We start from the raw sequence: 23,966 nt of genomic DNA, 5'->3' as shown, positions 1-23,966 counted from the left end.
CTCAGCCCCGTCGCCTACGAGGCCCGACACTCAGCTACACTCACACTTGCCGCATAAGCATACAAACCGGTGTCCACTTCTCGGGGGGAACCCCCCTCTGCCGTACCGGTGGCGGGCTTGCTACGGTGCCCGCCATGCCCACTGCTGTCGATGCTCTCGTGGCCGAGGTGGCGCGTGCCATCGACGCGGACCTGCCCGCCCTCACCTCGGAGCTGACTGCTTGGTTCACCGAGGTCATCCCGGAGTTCCAGCACGACGAGGCGATCCGCGGGCTCATGGTGGCGAGCACGTCGTCCAACCTCGTGGCCATCGTCGACCTGCTCAGGCACTCCATCCCGGTGGAACAGATCTCCGTGCCTGGAGCCGCCGCGGAGTACGCCCGCCGATTCGCCCAGCACTCCTTGTCCCTGGAGGCCTTGCTTCGGGCGTACCGGCTCGGTGAGAACCGCTTCACGCAGTGGAGCATCACGGCTCTGGACCGGATCGGCGGAGTACCGACAGACCTGGCACTCGCCGCCGTTGCGGAACTGTCCCGGCGCACCAACAGCTACATCGACCAAGTCATCGAAGGTCTGATCGACATCTACGAGACGGAACGACGTCTCTGGAACAGTCGCATGGGAGCCGCCCGAGCAGCGCAGATCCGCCTCGTTCTGGAGTCGGAGAACCTCTCGGAGGCGGAAGCCTGTCATCTCCTCGGCATCCCCATGTCCGGCTGGCACACGGCCGCCGTCGCCTGGATGCCCGCGGAGGGGCCGAGCGCGGCCGGCATGCTCGATGCCACCGCCCGCCTGATCCAGGAGGTCTCCGGCCCCGGGACACCACTGACACTGCTCGACGACGAGCGCACGATGTGGGTCTGGGTGCAGCAACCGGCCCCCCGGCACCTGGACCTGAACCGGCTGAGCGAGGGTGTGGCCGGCCTCGCCGCCGAAGTGCGGGTCGTGTTGGGCGCGCAGGCACCGGGCCTCGACGGTTTCCGTGGCTCGCTGCGTGAGGCCATCCGCACCCGGGCCGTCGTCGAGAACGCGCAGAACCGCGCGCTCAGAGTCCTCGCCTTCGACGACGTCGCGGTCGCCGCGTTGCTCACCGAGAACTCCGAGGATCTCGAGCGCTGGATCGTCCGCGTACTCGGCGACCTCGCGACCGACGCCCCAGGAAACCGTGAACTGCGCGACACCATACGTGTGTTCTTCGAGTCGGGGAGCAGCTACACACAGGCGGCGACGCGGCTGCACCTGCACAAGAACACTGTGCACTACCGCATCCGCAAGGCCGAGGAACTCCTCGGCCGACCGCTCACCGACGACCGACTGGACGTGGAGGTGGCCCTCCTGGCCAGAGCCCTGCTGTGGCGGCGACGCCCGCTCCCAGCAACCGCCTCGGCCAGAACGCCGGGCCACTACAACTAGGGCGCGTTACGAAAGTCCCGCCAGGCCGCCTGGCAACGCGAACGCGACCACCGCGTCGGAGCCCCGCCATGCCCAAGAACCGACATCACGTCGCCCGCATGACAGCAGACGAACAGTGACGTCTCAGCACCCCGGCCGAAAGGGCGAGGTTAGGGTCGAGTGGTGTTCTCCCTCCGTGAGCCCGCCTTCTTCACCCGCCTGCGCGAAGCGCGCCGGATCCTCGTCGCCGGTGCGGGCGGTGGCTTCGACGTGTACGCGGGGCTGCCCCTGGCCCTCGCGCTGCGGGCGGCCGGTGCCGACGTTCACCTGGCCGGCCTGTCCTTTTCCGAACTGCACGCCCTGGACCTGGACTCGTGGGTCGCGGAGGACGTCGCCGCCGTCCGCCCGGACACCGAGCTCTATGGCGACTACTTCCCCGAGCGCTCTCTCGCCCGCTGGCTCCACTCGCAGGAACTGCCCGACACCGTGTATGCCTTTCCCCGCACGGGTGTTCAGCCGTTGCGTGCCGCCTACCGAGCACTGCTGGAGCACCTCGGCGGGGTGGACGCGGTCGTGCTGGTGGACGGCGGGACCGACATCCTGATGCATGGCGACGAACACGGGCTCGGCACTCCGGAGGAGGACACGGCCAGCCTGGCGGCCGTCGCCGGGCTGGACGAAGTCCCGCACCGGCTCGTGGCGTGTGTGGGCTTCGGTGTGGACGCCTACCACGGTGTGAACCATTCTTTGGTACTGGAGAACCTGGCCGGCCTGGACCGCGCCGGAGGCTATCTGGGTGCGTTCTCGCTTCCCCGCGAAAGCCTTGAGGGTGCCGCCTACCTCGACGCGGTGGCCCACGCCCACCGCTGCCATGCGAGTCATCCGAGCATCGTGCACGGGTCCGTCGCTGCCGCCGTGCGGGGGGAGTTCGGCGACGTACGGTTCACCGAGCGCACCCGCGGCAGCGAACTGTTCGTCAACCCGCTGATGGCGCTGTATTTCTGCGTGGACCTGCCCGCCCTGGCGCGCGCGAACCTCTATCTCGACCGGCTGGAAGGCACGGTTTTGATGCGCCAGATCAGCTCGGCCATCTCCGGCTTCCGCGAGGAGCTCCCCCGGCAGCGACCACCCCGGGCCTTTCCGCACTGAGCCCGGCACCAGCACGAAGGACGGTTGCTCCCTGCCCCGGCCGGCGCCGACCCGTCGCCCAGCACTCCCCTGCACCTGGCGGAGTAGACACAATGACTCCCCCCGCAGGATGACCACAGGTGTGCCCTGGGCGATGCTGTGGGCTGTGACAGCTGATCTTCACCGAGCCGAAACCGGAGACGGCGCCGGAGACGGCGCCGGAGATGGCACCAGAGACGGACGCGCGCATCCGGCACCCGCTCCGCCGTCGGTCCCTGCCGAGCGTGCGCACCCGCCGCGCCGCTCCCGGCTGCGGCGGTGGCTGCGGCGCGGCGCGCTGGGCTGCGCCGTCCTGCTGGTGGTCGTCACGGCGGCCTCGTTCGTCTACAACGGCGTCACGGCCGGGCGCGCCGCCCCGCCGCGGGGGCTCAAGTACGTGCAGGCCGCCGACATCCGCACGCGGTACCAGACCTGGGGTACGGCCGGCCCGCCGGTCGTCCTGGTGCACGGCGCCTTCGAAACCGTCGACACCTGGTCGCGCCTCGCCCCGCTGCTCGCCCGGGACCACCGGGTGTACGCGCTCGACCTGACGGGCGACGGATACAGCGAGCGCCACGGCCCGTACACCGTCGACCATTTCACCAGGCAGCTCCTGGGCTTCCTGAGCGCCATGCACCTCGGCGGTCCGGGCGAACACCCGCTGCTGGTTGGGCACTCCAGCGGGGCCGCCGTGGTCACCGAGGCCGCGTTGCGGGCTCCTGGCCGGCTGGGGGGTGTGATGCTCCTCGACGGCGACGCCCTCGACACGGGTGCCGGACCGCCGCCGGCCTTCAAGTACGTGCTGATCGACCCGTACCGCACCAGCCTGCTGCGGCTCGGGCTCGGCATCGACGCGGTGATCCGCAGCCTGTACGACGCACAGTGCGGTCCGGCCTGTCCGCGCCTGGACGCCGCCGGTCTGGATCAGTGGCGACGCCCGCTCCGGGTACCGGGCGCCGAGGGCGCGCTCTGGACCATACTGGCCGCCGGGGTGCCGGGACTACCGGCGGACCAGGTGGCTCGGCTCGCCGGGGTGCGCCTGCCCAAGTCGGTGGTGTTCGGCGCCCAGGACGACGTGTTCACCCGGCAGACGCCGCAGGAGACCGCACGGCGCATCGGCGCACCGCCTCCGACGCTCATCCCGGGCGCCCGGCACCTGACGATGGTCTCCAGCCCCGAGGCGGTCGCGGCGGCCGTGGACAGACTCACAGCGGCATCGGTCGCGGCATCCCGGTGACTCCCACACCGGTGCGTTCGGGTGTTGAGTCACAGGCCGAGCGCAGCGGTGATCAAGTCGCACGTATGATGATGCGCTGATTCCGCGATCAGGGAGAAGCTGTGGGGGAGCAGGGATTTCGGGTCCATCCGGACGCGTTGAAGTCGTACGATCAGATCATTCAGGACCAGGCTGAGCAGATCGCGCGGATCTGGCCGAGACTGGCGGCGGTGCCGCTCTCGTCGAACGACTTCGGCGAACTGCCGAACGCGCAGAACCTCTACGAGGCGTACCAGGAGCACGTGCAGGCCGAGCAGGCCAACTTCGCCGACCTGCTCGAGATCCTTCGCGACACCAGTGAGGGTCTCGAGAACTCGGCGAAGAACTACGAGAGCCAGGACGTGCACATCGGGGCCTCGTTCGGAGGCGGACGGTGAGTGCAGGCACTTTCCAGCAGGTCGGCGACGCGTACAAGTGGACGCGGGACTTCCTCGACGAACCGTTGATCCCACTGCCGCAGATCGAGAATCCCGTCGCGGACGGCCTGGACGCAGGCCTGGACAGCATCGTCAAGGCGGCGCTCGACTCCACCGGGCTGATGGACATGCTGGAGGAGGTCACCGGCAACCTCGCCGGACTCACCGCGGCCGCCCACGAGTGGCAGGCCCAGGCGAAGGCGATGCAGACCGTCAGCAACACGCTGCGCGCGGGCGGCGCCACACTCGCCGGGCAGTGGGAAGGCGACGCGTCGAACGCGTTCGGCAGGCACATGGGCCAGGTGGTCGAGGCCATCGACGGCACCGCCAAGGACATGGACCAGATCGCGCAGATCATCAGTCAGGCGGCTGCCGCCTGCCAGCTCGCCGAAAACATGATCATCGAGATCATCCGGGAGGCGATCGAGGCGCTGATCGTCTCGCTCGCCGCGATGGTCGCGGTCGACATCCTGACCCTCGGCCTTGCGACAGCTGCCGACGCCCTCGTGGCGGATGCCGAGATCACTGCGTTCATCGGACGGGTGGAAGAAGTCTCCGCCAGCCTGGCGGAGAAGCTGGACGAACTCAAGAAGGCGGTCCGCGAGATCAAGGCGGCTGAAAAGTCCTTCCGTACGATCAAGGACAGCCTTAAGGGCGGCCTGCAGGCGGCCAAGGCCGTGCGGAAGATCGGCGCCATCGGCAACAGGCTTGAGAGGACCGGGAAGCTGGTCAGTTCCCCGTCGATGGAGAACCTAGGAGAGTTCGCGGCCGCCACGGGCACCAAGGCCGTGTACGGCGCCGCGAAGGGCGCCATCGCAGGCGGCATCGGAGCGGTGGTCGGAGCCGACGGCCCGATGAGCGCCGTCACGGACGGGCTGAGCAAGGACCCCGCCGTCGACGCCGTGACCGGCCAGCTCGACGGCCGCAAGAACGAGGCCCCGTACCGTGTGCCGAAGGCACAGATCGAGAAGGATTTCGGATGAGCGCCAGCCAGTACGGCCCACAGCCCGTCTTCGAGCCGTGCCTGCTCGGCGGCGGCTCCCATGTGCCATTGATCGCGCCATGGCTGCAGCCGCACGAGCGACTGCTCGGAGTCGTCGAGGTGAAGCTGAGTGATCTGATCCGCCGCGTGCCCCGCGAGTTTCGGGTCGGCAAGGAGTGGAGGGGCACGCTCGGCGCAGTGCATGGCGCCTCCGAAGTTGCCGCCTCGGCCGTGGATGCCGTCGAGTTCTTCGACTTCGGCATCATCCGCAGGTTCCGACGCATGGTGCGTGGGGCCGGTCTCACGGGAGGATGGCAGAGCATGGCCGGCCAGTTCGTGATCGCCGTTCGCACCGGACCCGACACTCCGAGCAGCTACGACAACGAACAGGCGCTGATGGTCTTCACCGACCGCAGGATCCTGCTGATGCGCACGGTCTCCACCAGGAACAAGAAGGTGCCCCTTTTCGGCAAGGTCCCGCCCGGAGAGCAGCGGTTGAAGAAGGAGGCCCGGCGTCTGGGCGAGATCCTGCCGGGACAGCTCCAGAGCGTCGCCGTCCGGCCCACATCGCTCTCGAGACGCGTGGACCTGCACTTCGCCGACGGCTCCCTGGCTGCGCTCGAAGTCCACGAGCAGCAGGCCCGGGCTCTGGAGGCGCTGAGTCAGGGCATCGTCCCACCCCCGCGATCCTGACCCGGCGCGAGTCTTCGGCGATCAGCCTGGACCGGCGGCGAAAACAGCGGGACGGTCTGCAGAGATCAACTCTGCGGTCTAGATTGCTCGTTGACCGCGAATCCCTCATCCTCACAGGAGTCGATCCGTGACCGCGAACCCGTCCGCCGGAGCTGACCCCGCCGCCCAGGCGCTGCGTGCCCGTATCAACACCTCCCAGCCGCACACGGCCCGCATCTGGAACTACTGGCTCGGCGGAAAGGACAACTACGAGGTCGACCGCGCGGCCGGCGACCAGATCCGCCAACTGCACCCGGACATCGGCGAGTACGCCCGCGCGGACCGGCTCTTCCTGGGCCGTGCCGTACGCCATCTGGTCGCCGACAAGGGGATACGCCAGTTCCTCGACATCGGCACCGGACTGCCGAGCGCGGACAACACGCACGAGGTGGCACAACGGATCGCCCCGGAGACGCGGATCGTCTATGTCGACAACGACCCGCTCGTCCTGACGCACGCCCGGGCGCTGCTCACCAGCACGCCCGAAGGCCGTACCGATTACCTCGACGAGGACCTGCGCAACGTGGACGCGATCCTCGAACACGCCGCGAAGACGCTGGACTTCACGCAACCCGTGGCACTGATGCTGCTCGGCGTGGTCATCTTCATCGGCGACGACGAGGACCCGTACGGTCTGGTACGGCGGCTGGTCGACAGGCTGCCCTCCGGCAGCCATCTTGTCCTGTCGCACACGATCACCAGCCCGGCGATGCCGGACGTCGACGAGGCAGTGAAGTTCTGGAACGAGCACGGCACGCCGAAGCTGACCCAGCGCACGCCCGAGGACGTCACCCGCTTCTTCGACGGGCTTGAGCTGCTCGAGCCGGGCGTGGTGTCCTGCTCGCGCTGGCGTCCGGAGGTCACCGGCGAGGTGGAGCCGGAGGAGGTCGCCATGTTCGGCGGGGTCGGCCTGAAGCGCTGATCACTTCCGGGCGGGCTGATCCACGCTTCGTTTTCTGCCAGAGCGCTCCGCCGCGAGGGCTGCGCGGCAGGTCGGCGCCGGGGGCCGAAGGCGGTGCGGCGGAAGCCGCACCGCCTTCGGCCTCGGCGACCCAGACGCACTGGGCACCGACCCGGGCGAGAGGCCGGCCGGCGCCTCCGCAGACCGGCTAATCCAGAACATAACCAAGGAAATCGGCCCACGTGGAGGCGGCGACCGCGAATCGCGGCCCGTCCTTCTCCTTGGAGTCCCGTACGTGCACGGCCCCGGGAGTATGTGCGACCTCCACGCAGCTGTCGCCCTCGGACCCGCTGTAGCTGCTCTTGAACCAGTCCAGCTCGCTGACGGTGCTCATAGCGCTCCCCGCATCCGCTGCAACAACTCCGCCGAGTCCGCCGGGGACAGGGCCTGTGAGCGCATCTTGGCATAGCGCATCTGCATGACGCTCACCGCTTCCCGGTCGGAGACCAACTGCCCGGTCTTCTGGCCCTCCGCATACCCCAGCCACTGCCGCTCAGGGGTCTCCAGGAGCTGCATGGGTCCGTCCGGGCCCGCGTGGTACGGCTGCCGCAGCGGCATGATCTGCAGCTCCACGTTCCACAGTTCCGTGCGGGCGAGGAGATGGCCGAGCAGTTCTCGGGTCACTTCCTCACCTCCCGTGTGCCGCAGCAGCACCGACTCCTCGACGATGAAGCTGAACGCCACCGGCGGCCTGCGCGTCAGCAGTTCCTGCCGCGCCCGCCGGGCGGCGATCCGCTCCTCGAGCTGGTCCTCCGTGGGCGGAGGCGGGACGTTGAGCATCACGGCCCGCGTGTACGCCTCGGTCTGGAGCAGCCCCGGCACGACCCGGCACTCGTACGTGCACAGGGTCACCGCCGCCTCCTCCAGTTGCGCCCACTCCCGGAACCAGACGGCCAGCCCCCGCTCCCGCCCGACGTGCCGCGCCATGGCACGCAGGACCCCGAGCGCCCCCAGCACCTCCTCCGCACGCTCGACGAACAGCGCGGTCGGCATCCGTCGGCCCTGCTCGACCGAAGCGATCAGGGCGAGTGAGTAGTTGAGCCGCTCGGCGAACTGCTCCTGTGTCAGCAGGGCTCGTTCCCGGAACACCTTCAAGGCGGCCCCGAACGCCTTCAGACTGCCGGACGGTTCGAGTGCACTGCCCATCGCCATGACGACGACCCCCTTGTTTGTGGCACACCTTGCCGCCGAGTACAACAGCTCGCCCTTCGGCGGGGGTTACGCGCGTGGCACGGCTGGAACCCGTACACGACGGTCTGTACGGGTGGCAGATCCCCCGAAGGAACCGCGATGCACAAGGTGGCCCCGGCGCCGGGGGCGGAAGCCGCGTCAGCCGGTGCCTGGACGACACCGGCTGATCGGATGCAATTTTCTCTACGGAGGTGCCCATCGCGACAGACCGGCGTCCATGCGTCGCCCCGGAGGGGCAATAGATACCGGCCGGCTGCCGCTTCCCCCGGAGAGGATGGGCGGCCCACCGGTTGGACATCCTCATCCAAGCTCTCGCGTGAGTGCGTCAGCACCGGACCCGCGGGGCCGCAGGGCGACACCGGCGACACCGGACCCCCAGGAGGCACCGGGCCCCAGGGCGGAACCGGGGCCACCGGGCCCCAGGGCGGAACCGGGGCCACCGGGCCCCAGGGAGCCACCGGAACCCAAGGAGCAGCCGGACCCCAAGGAGCAGCCGGACCCCAAGGAGCAGCCGGACCCCAAGGAGCGACCGGCCCACAAGGCACCACCGGCGAAACCGGAGCCACCGGTCCCCAGGGAGCCACCAGAACCCAAGGAGGGACCGGCCCCCAAGGAGTCACCGGAACCCAAGGGCCTTCCGGTACCGCCCACATGACTGCCGTGTTCGGGGTGCAGACGACACTCGGGCCGGAGCAGACGATGGCGGTGGTCGCCGTCTGTCCGAGCGGTCGGACGGCCATCGCCGGCGGATGGATGACGCGCGACGAGGTCGTCCCCGTTCGTAGCTTCCGCACCACGAGCACGACCGACAACGACAGTTGGACCATCAGTTTCCACAACGCGCCGACCACCCAGGAGTACCTGATCACCCCCATCGTCTACTGCGTGCCGTGACGGCACCGCACCCCGCCGCACGGCGAGGCAGACGCACGGCCCGGAGATCCGCCCGACGCGGCTCCGGGCCCACTGTCACGGCACGCGGCGCACCGCCTGCCGGGCGACCCCGCCTGATGTGATCAGGAGCCCTCGGCCGGCCGCGCCGATCTTGTCGCCGACGGTGCTGAACAGCACCGTGTGCGCCCCAGTGGTGCCTCAACGCCGGGCCGCTCGATCATCGACCAGGCGGCGCACCACATCCGTCAGGGCGTCCGTGGCGTCGACCAGACCGTCCACGACGAGGGCGGTGTGCTGACCTGCGGGCAGGGGCTGGCTGCGCAGGGGCGCCTGGATCCGGTGCAGGGGAGGAAGCCCGCCGGGGGCTTCGAGGGTGAGCAGCGACTCCGCCAGCCGCTCCAGCGTCGTACGGAGGGCGACGGCCAGGTCGTCCAGTGAGCCGCGGCCGTCAGGGTCCTGAGGCTGCTCCTCCTGACCGGCCGCCGGATGCCGGAGAACCAGGGCGTGCAGGGCGAGTTCCGCCTGCGCCAGCCGCGTGACCACGGCGACCAGGGTCCGGGCGACGGCCGGGGTCATCGGTGGCTGCGAAGGCTCGGCCGCCAGGCGCGCCATGGACGCCTCGGCGTCGGTACGGTCGCGGCGGGCCGTGGTCTGCAGGGCGCGGAGCCTGCCGGGATCGAGCTCCTCGGGGTGGGAGAGCTGCCGGAGCAGGGCCGCGGTGTACCGGCTGTGGGAGGTCAGCATCCGGGCGAACTTCTGCTGCGCCGAGAGGCCCTCCCAGGTGGGCCACACCCAGTAGGCGATGATCGCGCAGGCCGCGCCGAGAGCGGTCTGGGCCAGCCGCGCGGTGGCGGTGGAGCCCGCCGGCAGCCCGAACGTCTCCAGCAGGATCACGAGGAAGGCAGTGAGGAAGACGCTGAAGAGCAGGTAGTTCACGGCGAACAACGCGAACGCCGCCGCGACGGCGATCGTGGCCCCGACGACGAGACCTGCGTCACCGGGGTGGGCCAGGATTGCCGCACTCGCGCCGAGACCGGCGCCCACGGCCGTACCCACCGCCCTGTGCACGCTGCGCGTGAGCGTCGTGGCGAAGTCCGGTCTGAGCACCAGGAAGGCCGTCAGCACGGCCCAACGGCCCTCGTAGAGGCCGGTGACCTGGACGAGGAACTCGACCAGTCCGGTGACCGCCGCCAGCCGGAGCGCGTGGCGCCCCGTCTCGCCCGCCGCCGTGAGGTTGGCCCGCAGGGTCAGGGCGGTCCAGCGCACCGTGTCCCGGGGAACGGGCCGGTCCGGTGATGCGGGTCCATCGCGCGGCACGGCCCTCTTCGGCGTAGGGCCGTGGCCGAGAATGCGGTTCACGGCCCGCAGCTGGCACAGCAGCGCCTCGGCGGCCCAGTGCCAGCCGGTGTCACCTGCGGCCTCCTGCCAGGTGAACCCTCCGTCCGGCGTCTGTACCGGCGAGGCACGGTCGCCCGGCCCGGTGTTCAGCGCGTCGGCGACGCCGTCCAGGGCTTGCGCGGTGTCGGCGGCGAAGAGGCGCGCCGTCCCGGAGGTGTCGTCGTCCGTGTACACGGCCAGGGCCGCGAGTGAGGCGCGGATACGCTCGGCCTGCTCCAGCAGATTGAGATGGTCCGCGCGTACGGCCGCGGGGAGGAGCGGATTGGGGTCCGCTACGGCGTCGCCGGCCACGAAGTCCGCCGGTGGCGGCGGGCCTGCCCGGCCGGCGGCGAGACCGCGGGCGTAGGCGGACAGGCCGCGGTAGGACTCGGCCAGCGCGGCCCGCTCGGCGGCGCCGGGGCGCAGCGTCCAGGAGACGGCGACGAGCGCACACTGGAGCAGTCCCCCGGCCAGCACGAGACCGGCTCGGAGCGCGGCCTCGGACGGGCCCAGGGGTATCCCGGCCGCGATCAGCAGCGCCACGGGCCACTGGAGGACCGCGACGCTCGTCCAGCGTCCCAGGCAGACGGCGAGCCCCGTCCCATACCCCCACAGGGCCACCACGGGCACCAGCAGCCAGGGAGCGGACGCGGCGAGGACGCCACCGACGAAGGTGGACATCGCCGCCCCCGCGCTGGCGGCCACGACGGTGACCGCGCGCGTGCGGGTCACCCCCTGCAACGACGCGAAACCCGCGGGAAGGGCACCCAGCGACGCGAACGCCCCGTACTGAAGATGCCCGGTCGCCGTCCCCGCGGCGAGCGGAGCCGCCACACCCACCGCGACGCGGAGGGCCCCGCCGTAGGCGAGTTCGTGCCGGTCGAAGCGGCCGGGGCGCAGCATTCCCTGCAACTGCTCCCTCCCCAGGCGGGCGCGGGGGCGGCGGGCAGCCGACTGCGTCGTGCGGCGCGGGATGTCGACCATGTTCGGTCACTCGAGGGCGTGGGGCACCCGTGCCCGTCTGGGCGGAAAACTCCTTACTGTCACAGTGTGGAGCGTGCCATCGGCCTCGGCGACGTGAGCGGGATCGCCGGGGTGCCGATCCGGGCGGCCGGGGCTACGGGGCTCGTCGCGGGCGTTCAGGCGTGGATCAGGTCCAGTGCCTTCTTCAGGTTGTGCTCCGCGATGCCCGCCACGGCCGCCCGGTCGGGGAAGCCTCCGTCGAGCAGCCGTAGCGGACCGGCCGTCAACGAGAGACGCTGCGCCAGCGTGTAGAGCGCCAGCCGGCCCGGGTCCAGTCCGTCCACCGCGAGCGGCCGGTAGGCGTCGTCCAGGCGGATCCGCAGAAAGACGTGCTCCCACTCGACGTCGAAGTACATCGAGCCCTCGATGTCGATCGCCACGGGGTTGCCCTCCGCGTCGACCAGCACATGGTCCGGCCCCAGTTCGCCGTGCACGACCGCGTACTGCGCGCGAGGCCGGACCGCCGCCGCCAGATCCAGCAGCCGCTCCTCCAGCCGGTCGCGGGCTTCCCCGATCCGCGGATCAAGCGCCGCCGCCTCGGCAAGGTCCCGTAGCGCACGGTCGAGGACGACCCCTTCGCACGACGTCCCGCGCGACGTGCCTCCGCCGTCGACGACGGCCACCTTGCCGTAGGCGGGTGCCCGATGACGCCGCATCGCCTCCAGTGCCTCCCCGAGTCGGGCCATGACCGGGGCGGCCGCGTGCGGGTCGCGCGCTAGCAGTTTCTCCAGGTTCTCGCCCGGGAGGTCCTCGACGATCGCTAGATCGGCCGGGCAGTGGACGCCGTCGCGGTCGACGAGACGGATCGCCGGGACGCGGACACCGAGCGCGTCCAGCCGCGCGTGCGCGGCCTCGAACAGGTCGAGCCCCAGGCCGGGTGAGAACGGGTCGGTGAGGTCGTCGTCGCCCTCGGCCGCCGGCCAGTAGTTCTCGGTGTCGTCCCACAGGTAGGCGATCGCTGTCGTCGCGTCGTCCATCACCAGGCGGTACACGCCCTTCTTGCTGCCGCCCGCGACCCGCTCGACCGCCACCGGCCGTCGCCCGCCGCCGAGCGCTGCGCGCGCCGCATCCGCCAGCTGCTCCCGCGTCACTGCCCTGGGTGCCACGTTCCGAACCGCCTCTCCGTCACGGCAACCCGCGCACCCTACGGGAGCACCGACAGCGGGGCGATCGGATATCTCCGCTCCGCGACACGGCAGTTCTGCCGGGCGCGGCGGCCGGCGTGCCGGAAGTCCTCGGCGGCCCTTCCGAGTTGTGCGTACTCCCGGGGCTGGTGGGCACGGCGTCTTGCGCATCCGGTACGTCGCGCCGTCACAGCCGGACGATCACCAGCGCGATGTCGTCACGGGCCCCGCCGGCCACCCCGAGATCGGCGAGCAGCGCGTCGGCCACGCGTTCCGGGCTGAGGGTGCTGTAGCGGCAGAGGGCCTCGACCAGCCGGCGCAGCCCCTCCTCGATGCTCTCGTCGCGCCGCTCGATCAGCCCGTCGGTGTAGAGCACGAGCAGGTCCCCAGGGGTGTACGGCTGTCCGGCCTGAGGACGGGGCACATGCTGGGGCCGGGCCGCCAGCGGCGGGTCGGTCGCCTGGTCCAGGAACTCGCAGACGCCCTCCGGGTGGACCAACACCGGCGGCGGATGCCCCGCGCTGCTGTAGATGATCAGGCGGCTCCGGGTGTCCACCATGGCCTTGACGGCCGTCGTGTTCAGGGCGCCCTCGACCGAGCGCGCGTACAGGCCCACCACCTCCATGGCCTGGGCCGGCCGCTCCAGTGCCCGGATGGCCGCGCTCAGCGCGCTGCGCAGCATCCCCATGACGGCGGCGGCCTCCAGGCCGTGACCGACGACGTCGCCGACCGCCACCGCGAACCGGCCGTCGGGCAGATCCACTACGTCGTACCAGTCACCGCACACGTTGAGGGAGCCGGTGGCGGGCAGATAGCGCACGGCCACGTTCCCGTGCCGGGCCAGGTCGGGTGCCTGGAGCATGGCTTCCTGCAGGGTGACCGCCACCTGGCGCTCACGGTTGTGGGCCTGCCTCAGCTCCTCGTTCAGCACCTGGAGCTCGCGCGCCCGCGCGTACAACTCGGCTTCCAGGGCCTCACGCTCGGTGAGATGCTTGATCCCGGGGTCGGGGCTCAACGGGTGGGTGCGGACGTACTCGGTGACGTCCTCCGCCCGGTGGATGATCCAGGCCACGCTCCCGTCCGGGCCCGGGATCGGCGTGTTCACGGGGGACCACCAGCGTTCCTCGAACACATCGGGCCGGTCGCCGACCGGGATGTCGTACCTCTGCACCGCCATCGTGTCGGGCTCCCCGGTCACCAGCACCCGGTGCAGCGAGGCCTTCAGATTGCGCACACCGTCCGCGTTGGGCTCGGCGGGGCTGCCCGGGAGGGCCTCGAAGATGTGCTGACCGAGCAGGGCCTGCCGGGTCCTGCGGGTGGCGCACAGATACGCCTCGTTGACCTCCACGATCACCAGGTCGCGGGCCAGCACCAGATAGGGGCTCGGTGTGGCGGCGAACAGCGCCGCGTAGTCCATGTCCGTCCCCTGCATCGTGACCGTCTCCCTTCCCGGCCCTCCCCTGCTGCCCGCCCATCTCTTGACGTTACGGGCCGCGCAGCGCAGCCGCCCACGGGAGCGGGTAAGGCGGCACGCTCAGGAGAGCCGGCCGGGGCCGTTCACGAGCGTCTCCGGGGCGTGCACCCCGGCGAGACGGGCGAAACCCAGCGCGTACTCGTGCAGGTTGCCCTGGACCGTGAGGAGAGCGGCGCGGCAGGCCGCGGTGTCGGGCCAGGAGGCTTCGGGGGCGTCCGGGCGCGCCTGTTCGTGGGCGTGCAGACGGGGGTGCCAGGTCGAGAGGAAGGGGCGCAGTTCGTGGTTGAGCATGGTGATGGCCAGGTATTCGACGGTGTGCCCGCCGACGACGGCTCTGGAGGGGCGGCCGGCCTTGAGGGTCTCGCGGGTCGTGGCGAAGAGCCCGTGCAGGGAGCTGAGCGCCTCGCGCAGCAGGCCCTCGTCCTGGCTCAGGGGCTGGGTGGAGACGCGGGTCGAGGTCTCGACGAACAGATGCCAGGCCATCTGCCGGGAGTCGTTGTTCACCACGAACGTCAGTTCGCTGACCTGCGGCACCCGGACAGTGACCGCGCTCAGGCGCGCGGCACGCCCGTAGACCTGGAGGATCACCACGGCGAGGAGGCCGGCCAGGCCGCCGGTGATGACGAAGAGGCTGCGGCCGCTGACCCGGGTGACGCTGAAGACGGCCTGCCCGGTGGCCGCTCCGACCACCATGGCGGCCAGCAGCCGGAGACCATGCAGGCGCGCCCCGTTCCGGAGCGTGGTCCACCATGTCATTCCGTCGCGTTCCCCCCTGGCACCGCTCCACCTTGAGCGTCGGATTCAGCACGCAGAGTATTCGCGCGGGAGCGCGCGTCCAGGGCTTTCACCGAAAATGGGCTCAGCCCCGGCCGGAGGGTCGCACCGGTCGGGGCTGATCAGCGAGCTGTGGCGGTGAAGGGCGGTCGCCTCTCGGCGAAAGGCTCCATGAGGCTTCAGCCGAACGATCGTCCCCATGGGCAAGAGGTGAGGCCCGGGGACACTGGCCCCTTCACCACCACGCCTTCTGTAACCGAGGACGCCCCCTGGACGTTCCCCCGCCGCCCGGCTCTCAGCCGGCGTGTGCCGCGCCCACGGCCAGGACCAGGGCTGCGCTGGCGGCGCAGCCGATTCGGCCGTCGCAGGCGGCCGTCACCGCCTCGGCCAGGGGCACATGGCGGACCCCGAGGTCGGCCTCGCCGGGCTCCGGTGCGGGCTTGCCCGGCGTCAGGCCTTCGGCGCTCCACAGGTGGACCCGGGCGGGTGTGAGGCCGGGCAGCGGATGCAGGGCGCCCCGCGGTGTCCAGCGGCCCTCCCGGAAGCCGGTCTCCTCGGCGAGTTCCCGACGGGCAGCGGCAACGCTGTCCTGGTCCCCGGGGTCGACGTTGCCGCCCGGAAGCTGCCACATCGTGCCGGTGAGGTAGTGGTACTGCTCGACGATCAGCAGGCTTCCCCCGACCAGCGCCGCGACCCGGACCTGGTCCGGCACCCGCACCCAGTCGTAGCGGCCCGCGCTTCCGTCTGGCAGCGTCACCTGGTCCTGGTACGCCACGAGGCGCCTGGTCGTGCACAGGGTCTCCCGGTGATGCCGTCTCCAGGGTCCTCGGGCCTCCATGCCGGGAGTTCTGCCCTTGGAGCACGGCACCATGCGGGTCCTGTGTCCCGGAACCGTACGAGGCACGCTGCCGCCGACCGCCGCCACCCGCCCCTCAGGCGATGGCCTCGGTCTCCCCGAGCTCCGCGTTCTCCGCCGTCTCCCCTGTCCGTGAAGTCGCACCCGCCTGATCGAACTGCGTCCGGTACAGCTCCTCGTACCGTCCGCCCAGGGCCAGCAGTTCCTCGTGCGTGCCCCGCTCCACGATCCGGCCGGACTCCACGACCAGGATGACGTCGGCGGCGCGTACGGTGGAAAGTCGGTGGGCGATCACGACGGCGGTACGGCCCTGAAGGGCCTCGGCCAGGGCCTCCTGGACGGCCGCCTCCGAGGTGCTGTCGAGATGGGCGGTGGCCTCGTCGAGGATGACGACGCGCTGCCGGGCCAGCAGCAGGCGCGCGATGGTCATCCGCTGGCGCTCGCCCCCGGACAGACGGTAGCCGCGCTCGCCGACGACCGTGTCGAGGCCGTCGGGCAGGGACCGTACGAGGTCGTCGAGACGGGCCCGGCGCAGGACCTCCCACAGATCGTCGTCGGTGGCGTCCGCCCGGGCCAGCAGCAGGTTGGCCCGTACCGTGTCGTGGAACAGATGGCCGTCCTGCGTGACCATGCCCAGCGTCTCGCGCAGCGACGCCGCGCTCAGCTCGCGGACGTCGATCCCGCCGACCCGCACCACGCCCGCGTCGACGTCGTACAGCCGCGGGAGCAGCGCGGCCACGGTGGACTTGCCGGCGCCCGAGGAGCCCACGAGGGCGACCGTCCGGCCGGGTTCGGCACGGAAGGAGACCCCGTGCAGGATCTCGGTCCCGCCGCGGGTGTCCAGGTTCGCCACCTCCTCCAGCGAGGCGAGGGAGAACCGGTCGGCGGCCGGGTAGCCGAAGCGGACGTCGTCGAACTCCACCGACACCGGGCCCTCGGGGACACTGCGCGCCGCCGGCTTCTCCTCGATCATCGGCTTGAGGTCGAGCACCTCGAAGACGCGCTCGAAGCTCACCATGGCGCTCATCACCTCCACCCGGGCCCCCGCGAGGGACGTGAGCGGCGCGTAGAGCCGGGTGAGCAGCAGGGCCAGTGAGACGACGGCGCCCGGCTCCAGGGTGCCGCGCAGGGCGAACCAGCCGCCGAGGCCGTAGACCAGGGCGAGTGCCAGGGCGGAGACCAGGGTCAGCGCGGTGAGGAACGCCGACTGTGCCATCGCCGTGCGCACCCCGATGTCCCGCACCCGGCGGGCCCGCGCCGCGAACTCGGCCGACTCCTCCTCCGGCCGCCCGAAGAGTTTGACGAGGGTGGCGCCCGGCGCGGAGAAGCGCTCGGTCATCCGGGTGCCCATCGCGGCGTTGAGGTCGGCGGCCTCGCGTTGCATCCGTGCCATACGGCTGCCCATCCGGCGCGCCGGCACCACGAAGACCGGCAGCAGCACCAGCGCGATCAGGGTGATCTGCCAGGACAGGGTGAGCATCACGGCGAGGGTGAGCAGTAGCGTGACGATGTTGCTCACCACGCCCGACAGGGTGTTGCTGAAGGCGCGCTGGGCGCCGATGACGTCGTTGTTGAGACGACTGACGAGTGCTCCCGTGCGGGTGCGTGTGAAGAACGCGACCGGCATGCGCTGCACATGATCGAACACAGCCGTCCGCAGATCGAGGATGAGGCCCTCCCCGAGCACGGCCGACAGACGGCGGCTCACCAGCCCGAGCCCCGCCTCGGCGAGCGCGATGAGGGCGATCAGCGAGGACAGCTCCAGGACCCTGCCCTGGTCGCCGTGCGACACGATCGCGTCGACGACGCGGCCGGCGAGTACGGGAGTCGCGACGGCGAGCAGGGCGGTCACCACGCTCACCACGACGAACCACCCGATGCGGCGGCGGTGCGGGCGGGCGAAGGCCGCGATGCGGCGCAGCGTCGCGCGGGCGAAGGGCCGGCGCTCCCGCTGTGCGGTCATGACGCTGTGCAACTGGTGCCAGGCAGTGGTCTCCATGCTCATGAGATCGACGGTAGAACCTCAAGCGTTCTCGAGGTCAACGCAGCCGGAGCCGGAGCCGCTCCCGGGCCTTGCCCCGCACGTCAGCATCCGTCTGCGCGCACGCAACCTGGTGTTGGTGCGGCGCGGAAAACCTCTGCGAATGTGACTGCCGTGCGTCTCCCCCAGGGACTCCCCAGACGTCTTCCGGTCCGCCAGGTCCTGTGTCTGCTCCCGCTCGTCCTCGTGCTCGTGGTCGCGGCAGAGCACTGGTCCGTACTCGCGGAAGGCTTCGCCCATCTGCGGTCGGCCGAGTGGCCGTGGCTGGTGGCCGCCGCCGGCGCGACCTGTCTGACCTGGGTGGCGGCCGCCGTCACCCGGCAGGGCGCGGTGATGCAGCGACTGCCCCGGCGACGGCTGCTGGCCACCCAGTTCGCGGCGGGCGCGGCCAACCATCTGCTGCCCACCGGGTTCGGTGCGAGCGCGGTCAATCTGCGCTTCATGACGGTGTGCGGGGTGCCGCTCGCCCGCTCGTCGGCCGCGCTGGCTCTGTACATGCTCGCCGAGGCGATCACCCGGGTCGGGCTGCTGCTGGTCCTGCTGCTCACCTTCCCGGACGCGCTCCGCCTCGGCTCCTTGATCCCCTCGTGGGCTGCGGGCCCGCTGCTGTTCGCCGCGGCCGGGGCGGTGTGCGTCGCGGTGGCGGTGGTGCTGCTGGTGCGGCGGCTGCGCACGGCCGTGTTCTCCTTCCTGCGCACGGCGCTCGGCGAGGCCCGTTCGGTGCACACGCGCCCCACCCGCGCGCTCGCCCTGTGGGGAGGCTCGCTGGCGTTCCCTGCGCTGCAGGCGGCCGGTCTGGCCGCGGTGGGCGAGGCGCTGTCGCTTCCGGTGCCGCCCGTACACATGGCGGTCGCGTATCTGGCGGCGACCCTGGCCGTCGCCGCCGTGCCCACCCCGGGCGGGATCGGCTCGGTGGAGGCGGCGCTGATCCTCGCCCTGGTGGCGGCGGGCGGCCCGGTGGCCGTGGCGACGGCGGTGGTTCTGGCGTACCGGATCATCACGGTGTGGCTGCCCCTGGTGCCGGGTGCGCTGACGCTGGGCGCGCTGGTACGGCTGAAGGTGATCTGACCGGCGGCGGCCCTCAGGGTTGACCGGCGGCGGCCCTCGCCACAGGTCGCCACAGGTCCGCCTCCGGCCCGCCCCGTCCCTGTCCGCGCCACCTCCGGACAACTCTTGTACCGGGGAGTAACCTCTGCGGGGCCAGCCCTTCCCGCCCGCGAAAGAGGCAGCCCGATGCCGGTCCGGATCGAACGTCAGGGGTACGTCACCACCGTCGTCCTCTCCCGCCCCGAGGCCCGCAACGCGGTGGACGGGCCGACCGCCGCCGCGCTCGCCGAGGCCTTCCGGGCGTTCGAGGCGGATGCGTCGGCGCGGGTGGCGGTGCTGTGGGGCGAGGGCGGGACGTTCTGCGCGGGTGCCGATCTGAAGGCGGTCGGGACCGAGCGCGGCAACCGGGTGGCCGAGGACGGCGACGGCCCCATGGGACCGACCCGGCTGCGGCTGTCCAAGCCGGTGATCGCGGCGGTCGCGGGGCACGCGGTGGCCGGCGGTCTGGAGCTCGCGCTCTGGTGCGATCTGCGGATCGCCGAGGAGGACGCGGTGTTCGGGGTCTTCTGCCGCCGCTGGGGTGTACCGCTCATCGACGGCGGCACGATACGGCTGCCGCGGCTGATCGGCACCAGCCGTGCGCTGGACATGATCCTCACCGGCCGGCCGGTGCCGGCCCAGGAGGCGTACGCGATGGGGCTCGCCAACCGCGTCGTGCCGGCCGGGCGCGCCCGCGCCGAGGCGGAGGAACTGGCCGCCGAGATCGCCCGGTTCCCGCAGGCGTGTCTGCGCGGTGACCGCGCCTCGGTCCTCGACCAGGAGGGGCTGGGCGAGGAGGCGGCACTGCTGAGCGAACTCCGCCACGGCAAGGGTGTGCTGGCGGAGGGTCTGGAGGGCGCGGCCCGCTTCGCGGCCGGGTCCGGACGGCACGGGTCGTTCACGGACCTGTGAGGGCGCGCCGCTCCGGTGCCACGCCACCGGAGCGCCAACGGCCGGTCGGCGACGCTCGTTTCACGGTCCCGCACCGGCATACGGCAGGATGAATCCTCGTTCCGGACGCGGCAAGTCCGCCCGGAGGCGATCGTGCATCCCGTGAAACGAGCAGGTGGCAAGTGACGAGTCCTCATTTCCGGCCCCGGGGCCCTCTCTTCGGCGCGGGAGGTGACCGGTGAACCGCGGGGTCACCCTCGACGATCTGATCCTCGCCGGAATCGCCCTGGCCGCGGGCCTGTTGGCGGCCTTCCTGCTGCGCATGCTGATGCGCTGGCTGGGCCGGCACGCGAGCCGCACCAAGTGGAGCGGTGACGACGTCATCGTGGACGCGCTGCGCACCGTGGTGCCCTGGGCGGCCATCGCGGGCGGCGCGGCCTCGGCGGCGGCGGTGCTGCCACTCACCCGGACCGTGCAGCACCATGTCAACCAGACCCTGAGCGTGCTGCTCATCTTCGTGGTGACGCTGACGGCAGCCCGTGTCATCGCGGGCCTGGTGCGGGCGGTCACCCAGTCCCGTTCCGGGGTCGCCGGATCGGCCACGATCTTCGTCAACATCACCCGGGTCGTGGTGCTGGCCATGGGCTTCCTGGTGATGCTGCAGACGCTGGGCATCTCCATAGCACCCCTGCTCACCGCCCTGGGTGTGGGCGGTCTCGCCGTCGCCCTGGCCCTTCAGGACACCCTGGCGAACCTGTTCGCGGGCATCCACATCCTCGCCTCCAAGACCGTTCAGCCCGGTGACTACATCCGGCTGAGCAGCGGCGAGGAGGGCTATGTCGTCGACATCAACTGGCGGCAGACCACCGTGCGCCAGCTCTCCAACAACCTGGTCGTCATCCCCAACGGGCAGCTCGCCAAGTCGAACATGATCAACTTCACCCGTCCCGAGCAGCGGTTGACCGTACTGGTGCAGGTGGGGGTCGGCTACGACAGCGACCTTGAGCATGTCGAGAAGGTCACCATGGAGGTCGTCGCCGAGGTGATGACGGAGATCACGGGCGCCGTTCCGGAACATGAACCGGCCATCCGGTTCCACACCTTCGGCGACTCCCGGATCGGCTTCACGGTGATCCTGGGCGTCGGTGAGTTCAGCGACCAGTACCGGATCAAACACGAGTTCATCAAGCGCCTGCACAAGCGGTACCGGGCCGAGGGCATCCGGATCCCGGCGCCGGCCCGGACGGTGGCGCTGCAACAGGGTGCGGCGGTCATACCGCAGCCGCGCAACGGCGCCGACCTGGTGATCGAGCACGGCGGCCCGGACATCTCCTGACGCGCCTCCGCCGTCGGCCTCGCGCCGCGGAGGCCTGGACCGGCGGTCCCCCGCGGGAGACCGCCGGCCCTATGCTCGAAAGGAGCATGCACCCCTTCGCCGAACCCCCGATGCCCGACCGGACGCCCGGCCCGACGGCCCATCCGCTCGACGGGCGGCTGGACCGGATCGCGCGCCATCCCTTCCGCGCCAAGTTCCGTCTGCGCGGGCGCGACCTGGCCACCGCCGAGCTGAAGGGCCCCGCCAAGATCCGGTGGCACGCCTACGACCTCATCGCCCGGCGGCTGGCGCCGGCCGAGCCGTACAAGGACGGCAAGCAGACCCCCTACCGGGGCCACCCGGTCTTCGTCGCGCAGCACGCGACCGCCACCTGCTGCCGTACCTGCCTGGAGCGCTGGCACGGGATCCCCAGGGGGCGGGAACTGAGCCGTGCCGAGCGCGTCTACGTGGTGGACGTGATCTGCCGCTGGATCGAGCGCGAGGTGGCGGGCGCGCCGGGCCCGGGAACCGGCGCACCGAGCGCGGACCGGCCCTGAGCCGCCCCGGCCGACCGGGCCTCGCGGCACTGTGGGGGCCGAGGACGTGCGTACGGGTGGCCGTCCGGGGTGTCCGTGGCGTAGGCCACTGTCGAGAGGGGTCCGCACACGAGATATCTTGATGTCGAGCAATGTTGCAGACGTGGAGCGGAGCACCCGGTGACTGACTCGACCATCATCTACACGCACACTGACGAGGCCCCGGCCCTGGCGACGTATTCCTTCCTGCCGGTGGTCCGGGCGTACGCCTCGCAGGCGGGTGTCGCCGTGGAGACGCGGGACATCTCGCTGGCCGGGCGCATCCTCGCGGTCTTCCCCGAGTACCTGAACGAGGACCAGCGGATCAACGACGCCCTCGCTGAGCTGGGCGAACTGGCCAAGACCCCCGCGGCCAACATCATCAAGCTGCCCAACATCTCGGCGTCCGTCCCGCAGCTGAAGGCGGCCGTGGCCGAGCTGCAGGCCCAGGGCTACGCGCTGCCGGACTACCCGGACGAGCCGAAGACCGACGAGGAGCGGGAGATCCGCGCCCGTTTCGACAAGGTCAAGGGCTCCGCCGTGAACCCGGTGCTGCGCGAGGGCAACTCCGACCGCCGCGCCCCCGCCTCGGTGAAGAACTACGCCAAGACCCACCCGCACCGCATGGGCGCCTGGACCCCCGAGTCGAAGACGAACGTCGCGACCATGGGCGTGGACGACTTCCGCTCCACCGAGAAGTCCGCGGTGATCTCCGAGGCCGGTTCGCTGCGCATCGAGCTGAAGGGCGACGACGGCTCCACCACCGTGCTGCGCGAGTCCGTCCCGGTCCTCGCCGGTGAGGTCGTGGACGCCTCCGTGATGCGCGTCGCCGCGCTGCGCGAGTTCCTGACCGCGCAGGTCGCCCGCGCCAAGGAGGAGGGTGTGCTGTTCTCGGTGCACCTGAAGGCCACGATGATGAAGGTCTCCGACCCGATCGTCTTCGGCCACGTGGTGCGCGCCTTCTTCCCGAAGACGTTCGCCAAGTACGGCGAGACGTTCGCCGCGGCCGGCCTGACCCCGAACGACGGTCTGGGCGGCATCTTCAAGGGCCTCGAGGGCCTGCCGAACGGCGAGGAGATCAAGGCCTCCTTCGACGCCGAGCTGGCCGAGGGCCCGGCCCTCGCGATGGTCGACTCCGACAAGGGCATCACCAACCTGCACGTGCCGTCCGACGTCATCGTCGACGCCTCGATGCCGGCCATGATCCGCACCTCGGGCCACATGTGGGGCCCGGACGGCCAGGAGGCCGACACCCTCGCGGTGCTGCCGGACTCCAGCTACTCCGGCGTGTACCAGGCCGTGCTCGACGACTGCCGCGCGCACGGCGCCTACAACCCGGCCACCATGGGCTCCGTGCCGAACGTGGGCCTCATGGCGCAGAAGGCCGAGGAGTACGGCAGCCACGACAAGACCTTCGAGATCCCCACCACGGGTACCGTCCGTCTCGTCGACCAGGCCGGCAACGTCGTCCTGGAGCAGACCGTCTCCGCCGGTGACATCTTCCGCGCCTGCCAGACCAAGGACGCCCCGATCAAGGACTGGGTGAAGCTCGCCGTCACCCGCGCCCGCGCCACCGGCGACCCGGCCGTGTTCTGGCTGGACGAGACCCGCGCCCACGACGCCAACCTGATCGCCAAGGTCAAGGAGTACCTGGAGGAGCACGACACCGAGGGCCTGGACATCCGCATCCTGGCCCCGGTCGAGGCGACCAAGCTGTCGGTGGAGCGCATCCGCCGCGGCGAGAACACCATCTCCGTCACCGGCAACGTGCTCCGTGACTACCTGACGGACCTGTTCCCGATCCTGGAGCTGGGCACCAGCGCCAAGATGCTGTCGGTCGTCCCGCTGATGGCGGGCGGCGGCCTGTTCGAGACGGGCGCCGGCGGCTCCGCCCCGAAGCACGTCCAGCAGCTGCTCAAGGAGAACTACCTGCGCTGGGACTCGCTCGGCGAGTTCTTCGCGCTGGTGCCGTCCTTCGAGCAGTACGCGAAGACCACCGGCAACCAGCGTGCCCAGGTCCTCGCCGACACCCTCGACCGCGCCACGGCGACCTTCCTCAACGAGGACAAGTCCCCGGCCCGTCGCGTCGGCGGCATCGACAACCGCGGCAGCCACTTCTACCTGTCCCTGTACTGGGCCCAGGAACTGGCGCGGCAGACCGACGACGCCGAGCTGGCGAAGGCGTTCGCCCCGCTCGCCGAGTCGCTCACCGAGAACGAGCAGAAGATCGTCGACGAGCTGGCCGCCGTCCAGGGCAAGCCGGCCGACATCGGCGGCTACTACCAGCCCGACCCGGCGAAGGCCGCCGAGGTCATGCGCCCGTCGGCCACCTGGAACCAGCTGCTGACCACGCTCGCGTAAGCGGCGTCCGCGCGGCAGCCGCACCGGTGTGACCACCGCCCCGGCCGGATCCGATCCGG

Annotated in this window: 21 protein-coding genes; 13 read left to right on the top strand and 8 right to left on the bottom strand. The window is 71.1% G+C overall.

Translation table 11 applies throughout. The annotated features are described in order from the left end of the window. Positions 1-134: 134 nt before the first annotated feature. The 7 genes from ACFYX0_RS37590 (at position 135) to ACFYX0_RS37560 (ending at position 6,886) form a co-directional block, all read left to right on the top strand. On the top strand, positions 135-1,412 hold the full coding sequence (locus ACFYX0_RS37590) for a PucR family transcriptional regulator (RefSeq protein WP_388977704.1): 1,278 nt from the start codon (positions 135-137) through the stop codon (positions 1,410-1,412). Positions 1,413-1,574: 162 nt separating this feature from the next. Further along, entirely contained in the window at positions 1,575-2,540 is a 966-nt protein-coding gene (locus ACFYX0_RS37585; RefSeq protein ID WP_388977701.1) for a DUF1152 domain-containing protein, read from the top strand. A gap of 145 nt (positions 2,541-2,685) precedes the next feature. Further along, on the top strand, positions 2,686-3,795 hold the full coding sequence (locus ACFYX0_RS37580) for an alpha/beta fold hydrolase (protein ID WP_388977698.1): 1,110 nt from the start codon (positions 2,686-2,688) through the stop codon (positions 3,793-3,795). A gap of 101 nt (positions 3,796-3,896) precedes the next feature. Continuing rightward, on the top strand, positions 3,897-4,211 hold the full coding sequence (locus tag ACFYX0_RS37575) for a hypothetical protein (protein WP_388977695.1): 315 nt from the start codon (positions 3,897-3,899) through the stop codon (positions 4,209-4,211). Beyond that, complete coding sequence (locus ACFYX0_RS37570; protein WP_388977693.1) at positions 4,208-5,233, top strand: WXG100 family type VII secretion target; 1,026 nt, start codon at positions 4,208-4,210, stop codon at positions 5,231-5,233. Before ACFYX0_RS37575 ends, ACFYX0_RS37570 begins: the two co-directional genes overlap by 4 nt. Beyond that, positions 5,230-5,925, top strand: coding sequence for a hypothetical protein (locus tag ACFYX0_RS37565; RefSeq protein WP_388977691.1), 696 nt, complete (start codon positions 5,230-5,232; stop codon positions 5,923-5,925). The genes ACFYX0_RS37570 and ACFYX0_RS37565 overlap by 4 nt, the downstream gene beginning before the upstream one ends. Positions 5,926-6,052: 127 nt before the next feature. After that, entirely contained in the window at positions 6,053-6,886 is an 834-nt protein-coding gene (locus tag ACFYX0_RS37560; RefSeq protein ID WP_388977688.1) for an SAM-dependent methyltransferase, read from the top strand. Positions 6,887-7,073: 187 nt separating this feature from the next. On the opposite strand, the gene ACFYX0_RS37555 is transcribed toward ACFYX0_RS37560, so the two are convergent. Continuing rightward, complete coding sequence (locus ACFYX0_RS37555; RefSeq protein ID WP_388977685.1) at positions 7,074-7,259, bottom strand: DUF397 domain-containing protein; 186 nt, start codon at positions 7,257-7,259, stop codon at positions 7,074-7,076. Continuing rightward, positions 7,256-8,077: a Scr1 family TA system antitoxin-like transcriptional regulator gene (locus ACFYX0_RS37550; RefSeq protein ID WP_388977682.1), complete on the bottom strand. Its 822-nt coding sequence runs from the start codon at positions 8,075-8,077 to the stop codon at positions 7,256-7,258. The genes ACFYX0_RS37555 and ACFYX0_RS37550 overlap by 4 nt, the downstream gene beginning before the upstream one ends. Positions 8,078-8,767: 690 nt before the next feature. Between ACFYX0_RS37550 and ACFYX0_RS37545 the strand changes: the two genes are divergently transcribed. Continuing rightward, complete coding sequence (locus ACFYX0_RS37545) at positions 8,768-9,010, top strand: hypothetical protein (RefSeq protein WP_388977679.1); 243 nt, start codon at positions 8,768-8,770, stop codon at positions 9,008-9,010. A 198-nt stretch (positions 9,011-9,208) separates the two neighbouring features. Here ACFYX0_RS37545 and ACFYX0_RS37540 read toward each other — a convergent pair whose 3' ends face one another. The 6 genes from ACFYX0_RS37540 to ACFYX0_RS37515 form a co-directional block, all read right to left on the bottom strand. Continuing rightward, positions 9,209-11,371: an FUSC family protein gene (locus ACFYX0_RS37540; RefSeq protein WP_388977677.1), complete on the bottom strand. Its 2,163-nt coding sequence runs from the start codon at positions 11,369-11,371 to the stop codon at positions 9,209-9,211. 155 nt (positions 11,372-11,526) lie between these two features. Then, positions 11,527-12,501 carry a phosphotransferase family protein gene (locus tag ACFYX0_RS37535; RefSeq protein ID WP_388977711.1) on the bottom strand — a complete coding sequence of 325 codons (975 nt, stop codon included), beginning with the start codon at positions 12,499-12,501 and terminating at the stop codon, positions 11,527-11,529. 220 nt (positions 12,502-12,721) lie between these two features. Next, positions 12,722-13,966: a PP2C family protein-serine/threonine phosphatase gene (locus ACFYX0_RS37530; RefSeq protein WP_388977674.1), complete on the bottom strand. Its 1,245-nt coding sequence runs from the start codon at positions 13,964-13,966 to the stop codon at positions 12,722-12,724. A 102-nt stretch (positions 13,967-14,068) separates the two neighbouring features. Further along, the gene (locus ACFYX0_RS37525; protein WP_388977671.1) at positions 14,069-14,764 is read right to left on the bottom strand and encodes a hypothetical protein; all 696 of its coding nucleotides are present in this window, start codon (positions 14,762-14,764) and stop codon (positions 14,069-14,071) included. Between the two features lie 313 nt (positions 14,765-15,077). Further along, complete coding sequence (locus ACFYX0_RS37520) at positions 15,078-15,539, bottom strand: NUDIX domain-containing protein (protein WP_388977668.1); 462 nt, start codon at positions 15,537-15,539, stop codon at positions 15,078-15,080. A gap of 175 nt (positions 15,540-15,714) precedes the next feature. Next, positions 15,715-17,637 carry an ABC transporter ATP-binding protein gene (locus tag ACFYX0_RS37515; RefSeq protein WP_388977709.1) on the bottom strand — a complete coding sequence of 641 codons (1,923 nt, stop codon included), beginning with the start codon at positions 17,635-17,637 and terminating at the stop codon, positions 15,715-15,717. Between the two features lie 147 nt (positions 17,638-17,784). On the opposite strand from ACFYX0_RS37515, the gene ACFYX0_RS37510 reads away from it, so the two are divergent. The 5 genes from ACFYX0_RS37510 to ACFYX0_RS37490 all read left to right on the top strand — a co-directional run bounded on the left by ACFYX0_RS37510 (position 17,785) and on the right by ACFYX0_RS37490 (position 23,907). After that, the gene (locus ACFYX0_RS37510; RefSeq protein WP_388977666.1) at positions 17,785-18,747 is read left to right on the top strand and encodes a YbhN family protein; all 963 of its coding nucleotides are present in this window, start codon (positions 17,785-17,787) and stop codon (positions 18,745-18,747) included. Positions 18,748-18,912: 165 nt separating this feature from the next. Continuing rightward, complete coding sequence (locus ACFYX0_RS37505) at positions 18,913-19,677, top strand: crotonase/enoyl-CoA hydratase family protein (protein ID WP_388977664.1); 765 nt, start codon at positions 18,913-18,915, stop codon at positions 19,675-19,677. Between the two features lie 217 nt (positions 19,678-19,894). Continuing rightward, positions 19,895-20,992, top strand: a complete 1,098-nt coding sequence (locus ACFYX0_RS37500) for a mechanosensitive ion channel family protein (protein WP_388977661.1) — start codon at positions 19,895-19,897, stop codon at positions 20,990-20,992. A gap of 86 nt (positions 20,993-21,078) precedes the next feature. Further along, on the top strand, positions 21,079-21,528 hold the full coding sequence (locus ACFYX0_RS37495; protein WP_388977658.1) for a DUF4186 domain-containing protein: 450 nt from the start codon (positions 21,079-21,081) through the stop codon (positions 21,526-21,528). 159 nt (positions 21,529-21,687) lie between these two features. Continuing rightward, positions 21,688-23,907, top strand: a complete 2,220-nt coding sequence (locus ACFYX0_RS37490; protein ID WP_388977655.1) for an NADP-dependent isocitrate dehydrogenase — start codon at positions 21,688-21,690, stop codon at positions 23,905-23,907. The last annotated feature ends 59 nt before the right edge of the window (positions 23,908-23,966 follow it).

The organism is Streptomyces sp. NPDC002573, from assembly GCF_042889625.1.
GTDB lineage: Bacteria > Actinomycetota > Actinomycetes > Streptomycetales > Streptomycetaceae > Streptomyces > Streptomyces gibsoniae.
The sequence above is the reverse complement of the archived record's forward strand: the minus strand, read 5'-3'. Positions and strand labels throughout refer to the sequence as shown.